10 protein-coding genes are annotated in these 12212 nt (G+C 51.0%); 1 reads left to right on the top strand and 9 read right to left on the bottom strand.

Annotation, left to right across the window (positions count from 1 at the left end; genetic code table 11):
- Window positions 1–6: 6 nt before the first annotated feature.
- The 9 genes from FT643_RS05260 to FT643_RS05300 form a co-directional block, all read right to left on the bottom strand.
- Window positions 7–1245 (bottom strand): TMEM143 family protein, encoded by a 1239-nt coding sequence (locus tag FT643_RS05260; protein ID WP_156869914.1) that lies wholly within the window; start codon window positions 1243–1245, stop codon window positions 7–9.
- Window positions 1246–1307: 62 nt separating this feature from the next.
- Window positions 1308–1712 carry a YidB family protein gene (locus FT643_RS05265; protein WP_156869916.1) on the bottom strand — a complete coding sequence of 135 codons (405 nt, stop codon included), beginning with the start codon at window positions 1710–1712 and terminating at the stop codon, window positions 1308–1310.
- A gap of 31 nt (window positions 1713–1743) precedes the next feature.
- Window positions 1744–1989, bottom strand: a complete 246-nt coding sequence (locus tag FT643_RS05270) for a hypothetical protein (RefSeq protein WP_156869918.1) — start codon at window positions 1987–1989, stop codon at window positions 1744–1746.
- Between the two features lie 212 nt (window positions 1990–2201).
- The gene (locus FT643_RS05275; protein WP_198043374.1) at window positions 2202–5330 is read right to left on the bottom strand and encodes a multidrug efflux RND transporter permease subunit; all 3129 of its coding nucleotides are present in this window, start codon (window positions 5328–5330) and stop codon (window positions 2202–2204) included.
- Window positions 5331–5340: 10 nt separating this feature from the next.
- Window positions 5341–6546 carry an efflux RND transporter periplasmic adaptor subunit gene (locus FT643_RS05280; protein ID WP_198043336.1) on the bottom strand — a complete coding sequence of 402 codons (1206 nt, stop codon included), beginning with the start codon at window positions 6544–6546 and terminating at the stop codon, window positions 5341–5343.
- 31 nt (window positions 6547–6577) lie between these two features.
- Window positions 6578–7336 (bottom strand): 2,3-dihydro-2,3-dihydroxybenzoate dehydrogenase, encoded by a 759-nt coding sequence (dhbA, locus tag FT643_RS05285; protein ID WP_156869924.1) that lies wholly within the window; start codon window positions 7334–7336, stop codon window positions 6578–6580.
- Between the two features lie 2 nt (window positions 7337–7338).
- On the bottom strand, window positions 7339–8205 hold the full coding sequence (locus tag FT643_RS05290) for an isochorismatase (protein ID WP_156869926.1): 867 nt from the start codon (window positions 8203–8205) through the stop codon (window positions 7339–7341).
- Window positions 8202–9818, bottom strand: a complete 1617-nt coding sequence (locus FT643_RS05295; RefSeq protein WP_156869928.1) for a (2,3-dihydroxybenzoyl)adenylate synthase — start codon at window positions 9816–9818, stop codon at window positions 8202–8204. Before FT643_RS05295 ends, FT643_RS05290 begins: the two co-directional genes overlap by 4 nt.
- Window positions 9818–11020 (bottom strand): isochorismate synthase, encoded by a 1203-nt coding sequence (locus tag FT643_RS05300; protein WP_156869930.1) that lies wholly within the window; start codon window positions 11018–11020, stop codon window positions 9818–9820. The genes FT643_RS05295 and FT643_RS05300 overlap by 1 nt, the downstream gene beginning before the upstream one ends.
- A gap of 138 nt (window positions 11021–11158) precedes the next feature.
- Here FT643_RS05300 and fepB point away from each other — a divergent pair, with 138 nt between their 5' ends.
- Window positions 11159–12211 carry a Fe2+-enterobactin ABC transporter substrate-binding protein gene (fepB, locus tag FT643_RS05305; protein ID WP_156869932.1) on the top strand — a complete coding sequence of 351 codons (1053 nt, stop codon included), beginning with the start codon at window positions 11159–11161 and terminating at the stop codon, window positions 12209–12211.
- The last annotated feature ends 1 nt before the right edge of the window (window position 12212 follow it).

Consider the following 12212-nt stretch of genomic DNA (forward strand, 5'->3'; position numbering starts at 1 on the left):
AGGTAATCAGACGCTAGGGCTAAAATACGCATCCCAGCGTTGATCCAGCCGGGAAACGGCCTCGTCGATGGATACCGCGCGAAAGCAGCCCTGATCATCGTAAACCAGGCCAAACCGAAGCAGCTTATGAAGTGCATCGTCAATTTCAAAATTGATGACGCAATCCCACTTGCTCAGCATCCAATCCTCTACTCTGGCATCAAGCTCGGCTTGTGTCAGGGCAGCTCCACTCGTTAACAAAATATAATAAGCGAGCAGCGCTTCCTTGCCTTCCTCTTCTTCCGCATCGTCTACTAACCGATGAAAGACGCCCGCATTATTATCCAGGTTTTTGAAATAGAGGTTTTTGGTCAGCATTTGCATGAAGCGCAATTTGCGATTCTTAAAACTATTAAATTGTTTCCAGAGATAACCCGCCAGCGCCCCGACACCGGCGAATAACACGGTCATCGACGCTTTATTTAACTCTACCGGTTCGGCACTCAGGCCAATCCAGAAACCGATTAACGAACCCAGCAATAACAGCGTCGCTCCCAATTTGGTCGTCAACACGATGCCGCCGCTAATGACGGCGGGTATACCGATTAACAACTTGTCTATGGTGCGCATCTGTACATGGGTGTTGGGGAATAACATTTCGATATCGGACCGGGGCACGTTTTGGAACAAACGCAACAGCATTGCATCAGGTTTGCCATCCGTCCAACCGCTTTTTTCCGGATCAAAATCGGCCTTGGTGCGAAGATACACCACTACCCGTTCGTAATTTAAAAAATCAATTGTTTTTGATCTTAATCCCAGCCACTGCTTCACCTGCTCACGCTTGGTGGATTGCCCCCGGCAAAACAGTAACACTTCCGAAAAATCGGAAAAGTCGACTTTTAACTGCACTTTGAATAATGAGTGCTGAGTCAACGCGTGGTTTAGATCACTCTCCGTAATCTGTTCGTAATTCGCTTTTTCTAATAATTGCTGCAACGTTTGGATAAAGCGATCCGGCGTGGCTTGCTGCAATCCCGGCACTGATCGGGTATCCGCATCGGGATCGAAAGGGGCATAGGCTTTCTTTAAAGCGCTGAGCTTCTCATGAAACTCAAAATGGAAAACGCTAACAAGAATGGTAAATAACTGACGAAACTGATCATGTTGTGCACCCAGTTTACTTTCCTGGATGCACATTTCAATCAGATCGTGCATTTTGTAGGGAATGAAACGATAACCGGAAACGGATACAGTGTCTTTCATGATTTGAATTAATGCCCTGTATTAAACCGGCAATTCCTTACAGCAATGACTTTAGATCTCGTCTATTTGAAAAAACCTTTGGCCACGTTCATAACGCTGTCACCCAGATTCCCTCCGCCAAACTGATCCACCAACTGGGGAATCATATCAGACAAACCGCTGGCCGCACTTTCTTTTCCTAGGCCCAGTTTGCTGGCGAATTCTCCGACATTGGCATCGCCCAGCACTTTCAGAATCTGATCCGCTGAAATATTGTCATTGCCACCGCTGCCCATCCAGGATTTCACCATATCCTGTAAACCGCCCTGCTGGGAAAACGTTGCGATCAAACCGGCAATGTCCAATTCGCCACCATTGGTAGGCAGAAGGCCTTGCAATGCAGAAATAATGCTACCGGTGTCCAGTCCGTTGGTCTGCGAACCCATCTTGTTTTGAAAAATTTCAGCCGCCGTGCTTAATAAGCTCATAAAAACATCCTCGATAGTAGTTGGAACCGATTTATAATTTCGCAACCTCAGCGTCAAATTCGCTGGCTGCTGCATCCGTGAATTTGAAATTACCCCGGATATACTGCAGGGTTTTCTTCTCGGTGTCCGTGACTTCGACGCCATCCTTTGCCGATGTAATCAACTGCGACACTTCGTCCTGAGAAATTCGACCATCCCCTCTACCCGATATAAGCTGCTTCGCAAGATCAATGAGTTCTTTCTCGTATTTCTCACCTTCAATAGTGATATAGGCCATTAGGCTTCCCCTTGAGTTCGGCACCAATGAGTGCCGGTATAAAAAGAGGTACAGATAATAATCATAGAGCCACCTAAATGGGAAGGGCAAATACACCTAACCCCTTAAGATGGACGTTATTCCGCGAAATATTACCGAAACACCGGATTAGTTTGGCTGCCGAATTGACCCCTGCCCTGATGTGAAGGATTTATGACAGTGTTCCAAACTGTTTAGGCTAAATCGGGTACAGAAGCGCGCTCGTTGGCAACGCTGCTTCTCGTGAAACGATTCCGGATGGTATACAAAATCCAATAGAACAATGGCACGAAGAATAGGGCCAATAGGGTGGCCGATATCACCCCGCCCAAGACGCTGATACCGATGGCATTCTGCCCGGCTGAGCCCGGACCGGAAGCGATTGCCAAGGGCAACACACCGGCACCGAAAGCCAGCGATGTCATGAGTATTGGGCGTACACGCTGACGCGCGCCCTCGATCACCGCGATAGCCGGTGTGCTTCCGGAACGCACAGCGGCCTGGGCAAACTCGACAATTAAAATCGCGTTTTTTGCTGATAGCCCGATGGTAGTCAGCACACCGACCTGAAAATAAATATCATTATGAATACCGCGCAGACTCACTGCCAATACGGCACCCAGGATGCCCAACGGAATAACCATCAGCACGGCCAGCGGTATAATCCAGCTTTCGTAGAGTGCAGCCAAACACAGAAAAACAAATAGGATAGACACCGCGTATAACATCGGCGCTTGCCCTCGGGACAACTTATCCTGATACGACAAACCACTCCATTCAAAACCCGTGTCGGGCATTGTGCCCGCAAGCCGCTCCATTTCTGCCATGGCGTCACCGGAACTGACCGCGGGAGCCGCGTCGCCGAATAACTGGATGGCCGGAAATCCGTTAAACCGGAATAGCTGGGGTGATTCTGCTTCCCACTGAATATCCGCAAATGATGAAAACGAGGTCATCGAATTTTCACCGCCACGAACAAACCAATAATCCAAATCCTCCGGTGCGGCACGAAACTCGGCATCCGCCTGCACAAATACTTTTTTGACCCGGCCATGATGCACAAAGTCGTTCACATACAACCCGCCCCATGCCGTGCTCAGTGTGCTATTCACATCTGACAGATTTAACCCCAGGGCCGACGCTTTCACCTGATCGATGTTGATCCGCATTTGTGGTTTTTTCTCCGTACCGTTGGGATGTGCAAACAGGACCGCATCACTTTGACCCGCCTGATCGGCTAGCCGCAAACTGGCTTCGACCAGCTTGTCATGCCCTAACACTCCGGTATCCTGCAACCAGAATTCAAATCCATTGGTGTTTCCCAAACCTTCGATGGGCGGCAGGATATTGCTGAATATATCGGCTTCCCGAATGCCGCCCAGTGCCGCTGTGGCCCGATTGGCTATGGCCGACGCGCTGTTCTCTTCTCCTTCCCGCAGCGACCAATCCTTTAACGCCACAAACGCCATACCGGCATTCTGCCCTGAACCATTGAAACTGAAACCGGACAAGGTGTAGATGGCATCCATATTGCCGGCCTCTTCTTCCATGAAATACTGTTCAATTTTTTCGACCACCTGGGCGGTTCTGGCGTAGGTGGCTCCGCTGGGCAACATGAATTGCACCATCACCGTTCCCTGATCATCTTGCGGAAAAAACGCGGTGGGCAGGCGCTGATATCCCCACAATACCGCCACCGCCAACACACCATAAATGACACCGAATCGCAGTGGACGCTTTAATATGTGATGCAGGATACTTTGATAACGCTGACCCCGAGGGCAGGTGGCAGCATCGCCAGCGGACGGACTATTGTGCCGCTGACCGGGCTTCAGCAATAACGCCGTTAGTGCCGGTGTCAGGCTCAGGGCAACCACCACAGACAGCCCCATTGCCGTCACCAGGGTGACAGAGAATTGCCGGTATATCACACCAACTGATCCGGGAAAAAAGGCCATCGGCAAGAAAACTGCGCCTAAAACCAACGCAATCCCGATCAATGCGCTACTGATTTCCTTCATCGACAACAGCGTCGCATCACGGGCATCCAGACCGTTCTGCACCATATTACGTTCCACATTTTCCACCACCACAATGGCGTCATCCACCAACAACCCGATCGCCAATACCATGCCGAACAAGGTTAAGGTGTTGATGGAATAACCGAGCGCCGCCAGCACCGCGAGGGTACCCAATAAAACAACGGGCACGGTGATAGCCGGAATCAGCGTCGCGCGCCAGTTTTTCAGAAAAAGAAACATCACCAGCACGACCAACACCACCGCCTCGAGCAGGGTCTGAATTACGGATTGGATGGACAGCTTTACAAAACGAGTGGAATCCTCCGGATATACAACCTTTATCCCGCTGGGAAACGACGCTCGCATTTGCTCAATTCGCTGCTTCACCGCGGCGGCAGTATCCAGCGCGTTCGCCCCCGGAGCCAACATCACCGCGAGCCCGGAAGCGGGCTTGCCGTTTAATCGCGAAGTACTGCTATAGCTCTCGTCCCCCAGCTCCACCCGAGCCACATCAGCCAGGCGAACAATGGCGCCGTCCTCTCGGCTTGTAATAACAATATCGCGGAATTGTTCCGGTGTTTTCAGACGTGACAACGCCGTCACTGTGACATTCAAACGTTGCTCATCAGCGGAGGGACGGGCACCCAACTCCCCCACCGGTACTTCGGTGTTCTGCGTTTCAATGGCGTCTATAACATCCGCCGGATTCAGTCCATAACTATTCAGTTTGTGCGGATTCAGCCAGATACGCATGGCGTAGGGTGAACCAAAATTATTAACCCTGCCGACGCCGTCTATGCGACTGATTGAATCCTGAATACTATTGGAAAGCCAATCGGAAATATCGGTATCACTGCGGCGTGCAGTATCGTCGTAAAATACTGCGATCATCAGAAAACTGCTTAACGTTTTTGAAACGGTTATACCGTTCAACTGAACAATCTGCGGTAACCGGTTGGCGACCTGGTTGACACTGTTCTGCACCTGAACCTGAGCTTTATCTATATCGGTTCCGTGTTGAAAGGTCAGCATGACTTCAGCCTGCCCGGAGGCACTGCTGGTGGAACTGAAATACATGAGGTCATCCAGGCCTTTTAATTCCTGTTCCAGAATCTGGGTGACACTGTTCTCCACTACTTGCGCAGACGCCCCTGGATAACTGGTGGAGATAATAACCGCAGGCGGAGCAATATCCGGGTATTGGGAAATCGGAAGCAGACGAATCGCCAACAATCCAGCGAGCATAATAACAATGGCCATTACCCAGGCAAATACCGGGCGATCCACAAAAAACGCTGACATCATGGCGGGTTTACTCCGTTATCGCAGTCAGATCCAGGGCTTTTTTGTTCACCGCCGGGTTCTGTTTCCAATCCACCGTCACGACCGCGGCCCCCGGATGAACCCGCTGCAACCCTTCCACAATTAACCTTTCTCCGGCAGCCAGCCCATTGCTTACGATCCATTGGCCGGATTCGCTGCCGATTAACTCCAGCACCCGTTCCTGTACTTTATTGTCGTCGTTCACCACCCACGCCACAGGTTCACCCTTCTCGTTGTGAATCACAGCCTGTTGCGGAATCAATATTACGTTTTCCTGCGAACCTTGCTGCACCTCTGCCCGCACGTACATACCCGGTAACAGCATGCGGTCCGGGTTAGGGAATTGGGCCCGCAGCGTCACAGCACCCGTCCGGGCATCTACATTCACTTCCGTAAATTGCATGTTGCCCGAATGTTCATAGCCTAACCCATCTTCCAGCGTCAGGGTGACCGTGGTTCCTGCCGGCTTTAAACCACCACTAGCCATACGACGCTTAAGATGGATTAACTGCTGACTCGATTGCACTATATCCACAAAAATCGGATCGAGTTGTTGAATTGTGGCTAACGGTGCTTCCTGGGCGATGGAGACAAGCGCGCCTTCGGTTACATTGGAGCGACCGATACGGCCGGAAATAGGTGCCGTTATCCGGGTACGTTGCAAATCAATCTGTGCGGATTTTAATAGCGCCTGACTGGACTGCAAACGCGCCAAACCCTGCCGGTATTCTGCTTGTGCTGTTTCAAAGTCCTGCTCGCTGATGCCCTTGGTATGAATCAGTTGTTGATAACGCTGCATATTACTTTTTAGGCTGACTAAACTGGCCTTTGCCAAGGCGACATCGGCCACGGCCTGTTCGACCCTGGCCTGATACTGGTCGGAGTCAATCTGGTATAATGCCTCACCTGCCTCAACTAACGTCCCTTCTTCGAATAGCCGCTTCTTTACTATCCCGGTTACCTGAGGGCGTACTTCTGACATTCGGTAAGCGGATGTGCGTCCGGACAATGTCTTTTTCGAAACATGCTTTTGTGCATCTACCACCACCACGGCCACTTCCGCCGCAACCGGTTCCTCGGCCTCACCGGCCACAGCCGGAACAATGCTCTCCGGATCACTCTCGTCCGATTCGCTACAACCCGTCAGTCCGATAACAGATACGGAGTAAAATACAATTAAAAATAACCTAAACATGAAAAATCCGTTTTGATTTCGAAATATTCGATTACGCGGACAGAGTCGCCCCGCCATCAACGACAATATCCTGAAGGGTGATATGACCAGCCAGATCAGAAGCCAAAAACAAAATGGTGTTAGCAATATCCTGCACATTGGCAATTTTTTGCAGCGGTATACCGAGTTTGAATTGTTCAGGCAGGCCTGCGATGGTGTTGTGTAAAGCGGCGTCGTCTTTCAGCATACCACGTAGCATGGGAGTATCCGTGGATCCCGGCGACACCAGATTGCAACGAATACCGTATTGCGCCAGCTCCAGCCCGACGCAATGACTCAGGCTCACCAGCGCTGCTTTGGAGGCGCAATAGGCGGCCATTTGCATGCGCGGCACGCGCGCAGCATTCGACGCCACATTCACAATCGCACCCCGCTTTTGCTGCACAAATAAAGGCGCCAGTTGTTTTAACAAACAAAACACACCACCAGCGTTAACGTTCATACAGGCATGCCAATCGTCCATGGTCAACGTTTGCAAAGAACCTAAACGCAATAGCCCGGCGGCGTTCACCAACGCATCCAGTGCCACACCATCAGTGGTCAATTGCGCCGTCAGTCGGGCACACACCGATTCAATCTGATGGGGATCGGACAGATCCATTTCCACGGTTAGGAAGGGGTATTCCGGGTTGCCAAAGGCACGGTCTATCCCGATCACGTGTGCGCCGGCTTTTTGAAACCGCAATGCGGTTTCAAAGCCGATGCCCTGACCTGCTCCGGTTACCCAAACGGTTTTACCTGAAAAATCCATTATTAACTTCGCATCTTTTCTATCGCTCGCCACCACCCGTTCAGGGTGGGTTCTTTCAGCAGGTCATCTACTTTGACTACCAAACCCATACGATCCCACTTTTCGATCATGGTCATGACCTGGACTGAATCCAAACCGTAATCCACCAGGTTTTCATCGGCATCAAAAAAGGCTTCGTCTTCATCAATGCATTCGAGTAACTGTGACCGCAACCAGTCAAAGGTTATTTGCGGTTTTACATTGTTTAGAAGATCAGCAGTTGCAATGACTTTGCCGCAACGGTTAGCCACATAATCCAGAGCCATTTGGTGATCCTGGGCGCTAAAATCCGCCACGGCGTCCGCCACCAGAAAGGGCTTAATATCTCGCATAAAAGCATCGCAGGCTGTCATCATGCAACCGATGTGCGCATAGATACCCACTATGATTAGTTGATCGCGACGCCACTCCGTCATCAGGTCCCGCATCGGTGATCGCTGGAACGCACTGTATCGCCATTTAACCAGCACCGTATCATCTACTCGTGGTTGCAATGCGGAAATAATGTCTTTAGCGGTCGGCTCAGTTGACTGCAACCCCGGCCCCCACATATCGGTCAAAAGCGCGCGGTCCTCCGCGCTCTGATCTTCCGGTTGGGCTGTATAAACGACCGGTATTGCCCATTGATCCGCCCAGTCTCGGATTGCAACGATGTTGTCTTGCAGCGTGGATATCAGGGAATTACTCTGACCATAGTAATTAACAAAATAGTTTTGCATGTCGTGGATCAACAAAACGGCTTTAGCAGGATCGCATTGCCAGTCTACCCGATTGACCGGCAATGCCGAGGGTTCTGGTAACGAATAGGAAGTGATAGCAGGAATAGTCATGACAATACCTTAATTGGAGAATCAACCATAAGACGAAGAGTGCGCTTGTCGATTTTGCCTACCGCGGTGAGTGGCAATTTATCCAGAAACCGGAAACGATCTGGTAATTTGTATTCGGCAATGCCTTTTTCACGCAGGAATTTACGCAACGTCACGGCTCGAACATCACCATGCACAACCACACAAGCACAGCTTTTTTCACCCATTATTTCATCGGGTATTGCTATCAGCGCAGCCTGGCTAACAAATTCGTTCTGGACCAGCAACGCTTCTATCTCCTCCGCTGCAATTTTTTCACCACCGCGGTTTATCTGATCTTTGACCCGCCCGACTACACGGATATAGCCATCGTCATCCAGCTGCACCAAGTCGCCGGTGAAATAGAACCCGTTTTCATCGAACGCATTACGATTATGATGGGGAGCCCGATAATAGCCCCGCACGGTGTATGGACCACGCGTGATCAACATGCCGGTTGAGCCGGGGGCAACATCCTGACCCTGTGAATCAACCACCCGGACTTCGTCGTGTTCGCACATGGGCTTGCCCTGGGTGCCAAGCACTTTTTCAGCGCCGTCATCAAGGCGGGTGTAGTTCACCAGGCCTTCTGCCATACCAAATACCTGTTGCAATTCACATCCGAGTTCGGCCCGCACCCTGCGTGCAATACTGTGCGGAAAGCTGGCACCGCCAACCTGTAGCAACCGCAAAGAGCTTAGCTGGCTACGGCGATGCTCTGCTGCCTGCAGCCAAATAGAAACAGCCGCAGGCACCAATGCCGTCATCGTAATTTGATGTTGTTCTATTAACGAAAAACAGATTGGCGCCTCCGGGCCGGGTGCCAACACAACCGTGCCTCCGCAATAGAACACACCCAACGCGCCGGGTGAGCTAAGCGGAAAATTATGTGCTGCTGGTAAGGCACATAAGAAACGGGTTTGCGCCGAAAGCCGGCAGAGTTCGGCACTGCGACGAACACTGTAGTAATAGTCGTTGTGCGTGCGCGGAATTAATTTGGGTGTACCCGTACTACCACCGGATAACTGAAAAAAGGCCACCTGGTCAGCGTAGGTGTGCGCCTCTTCAGACAGGCATTGTTCCTGTAGCATGGCATCCAGGTTTTCCGCAAAGTCCGATTGCCCACACATCACCACCGTATCAAGCTGATGGTTTTCAGATTGAAGTTCAGAGAAAAAACGCGCATCACTAAAAAGGCAGTGAGCGGAATCGCCGATTAGCAACTTCGGTTTGAGCTGTTTCGCATAGGCCCTCAACTCAAGGCGCTGGTGACTGTACAACGCGTTAACCGCCGTTATCCCGATTTTCAATAGCGCAAAAAAAACGATATAGAACTCGGCAATATTGGGCAACTGCACCAAGGCGGTATCGCCGGGCTGTAATCCACGCTGCTTCAGAGCCTGTGCTAACTGACCGGACAAAACATCAAGCTGACGGTAGGTAAATTTCCGCTCAAGACAAATCAGCGCAACCGCATCCGGCCTTGCTGCAACCTGCTGCGTCAGGATGTCGGTGAGCGGCACATCAGCCCAGTATCCCAAAGCGCGATACCGGTCGGCCAATTCCTTTGGCCAGGGAGTATGACTCAGATCCATTACGCTTCTGCCTCCTGTGTAATATCCAAAGCCCGCAACATGGTTTGCAGTTTGGCCTGGGTTTCGCGCCACTCGGATTCCGGGCAGGATTCTTCCACAATTCCGGCTCCGGCAAACAACGAAATCGTGCTGTCTTTCACCGTTCCGCAACGGATGGTGACTACCCACTCACCATTGCCCTGATCATCACACCAGCCCACCATTCCGGTGAACAATCCCCTTTCAAACGGTTCAACCAGATTAATTAACTTACGCGCTAGCGAGGTGGGATAACCACATACTGCCGGTGTCGGATGGACGCTGCAGGCAAGCTGCAACGCAGTGGTCTCTGCCGACGCCAACTGCCCTTGAATGAAGGTGGACAAATGCCACATCGCAGGCGTACTGAGCAACGACGGCCGTACCGGCACATCAAGTTCCAGACAATACGGCAATAGCGCCCGTTGAATTTCGTCGATCACTAACCGGTGCTCATGAGCATCCTTACCAGAGCACATCAATAACTCACTGGCTAAGCGATCATCCAGCGGGTCCGCTTGTCGCTTCGCTGAGCCTGCCAGCGGATTTGAAAATAGCTGTTCACCGGCTTTGCGGATTAACAACTCCGGGCTCGCACCAATTAATTCAGAACCGTCATTCAAGGGCAGACGAAAATTAAAACCCGCCGGGTTTTGCGCCACCAGTAAATCAAAAATACGTTCGACATCCACCTGACTGGTCAATTCAAGCTCCAGCACCCGGGACAACACGGCTTTGCGAATATCACTCAATTGAAAATTGGCAATGGCCTGTTTAACACCTTGCTTAAAGCGGCCTTCTTCCGGAATACTGCGCTGACTTTTTATCTGTAACCGTGGATGTATCGCATCATCCGTGGCCGCCGCTGCTGAACGCTCGAAGTATTCGTACTGCCTGGGCACGAACAAACAGGAGGGCTGCGTTACGTCGAAAGGAATGGCGCCGATGATAACCGGCTTTTCGATTCCGGATTGTTTGGCACGCTGCAGGGTGTTATTTACCGAGGTCTGAAATACACCACCCGATAAATGCCCGTCTACTGCGGGGGTTGTGATTTTGTCGAAAATGCCGCTGGCCCTGATACTCTGATGGGTCGACATAAATATAAAATCAGACGGCCGCCGGGGGTCAACCGAAGGACTTGCTTGATAGGGGTCGCATAACACGTTGTTTCCGGCGTTCATTCGAGCACCTCCCTTTGCAAATCTAAATGATAACGATTATTATTTGCTGGAAAGATAGAACTTAATATAACAAGAGTCAAATGAATTTAGGATGAAACCCAAAATACTTTTTAACTTGATCAGGATGCACTCAACCCCATGAAATTCACTGCCAATCCTTTCGTACGTTTAATCGGTTGTTTGCTGTTAATCACTACTTTATCGGCCTGTGATAACACAACGGAACAAGCGTACACGCCTGATTCAGACGCAAATAAAGCGACAATAAACAGCACCGGACCCCAAGGTGATCACCACGACACAGGCTGGCCCAGAACCATAGGCAGCGCCGATGAAAAAATCACACTGGCTGCGCAACCCAAGCGCATTGTGTCCACCAGCGTTAGCGTGACCGGAGTCCTATTGGCAATCAACGCACCCGTGATCGCTTCCGGCGCCAGCCAACCCAATACGACCGTGACAAACAAAGACGGTTTTTTTACTCAATGGTCTGACATCGCGAACCAGCGCAACGTACAGCCGCTGTATCATGGCGAAGCCGATGCGGAAATCATTGCATCGGTAGCGCCGGACTTGATCATTGTGACAGCTACCGGTGGTGATTCGGCTCTGAAAATTGTGCCCCAACTAAAGCAAATCGCCCCCACCCTGGTGGTAAATTACGATGATAAAAGCTGGCAGCAAGTCGCCGAAATACTGGGCGCGGCGACCGGGCATGAAAAGAACGCCCGGCATGCGATTCAACAATTCTCGGATCAGGTGCAGCAAGTTAAACAATCCATCACGCTGCCCCCGCAACCGGTGACCGCGATCACCTATTACGAAGACGGTTCCGGCGCCAATGTTTGGACTGGACAATCCGCGCAAGGCAAATTACTCACACAACTGGGATTTGAACTGGCCATTATTCCGGAAACGGTGAAAGGAGAATTGAGCCAGGGCATCCGCAAAGACATCGTCCAGGTTTCAGGTGAAAAGTTTGCGGATGCACTACAAGGACAAAGCTTGATGCTATTTTCCGCTGATCAGCGCAGCGTTGAGCAAATCAAAACCAACCCCTTTTTAAATCATCTGCCTCCGGTGCAGCAAAACCAACTTTACGCACTGGGGCTGGACACATTCCGCCTGGATTATTACAGCGCCAGCCATTTGTTAACGCGCCTGGAAAAACAATTCAGCCAACTTCAATAAA

Origin of the sequence: Ketobacter sp. MCCC 1A13808, assembly GCF_009746715.1 — a bacterium.
Taxonomy (GTDB): Bacteria; Pseudomonadota; Gammaproteobacteria; order Pseudomonadales; family Ketobacteraceae; genus Ketobacter.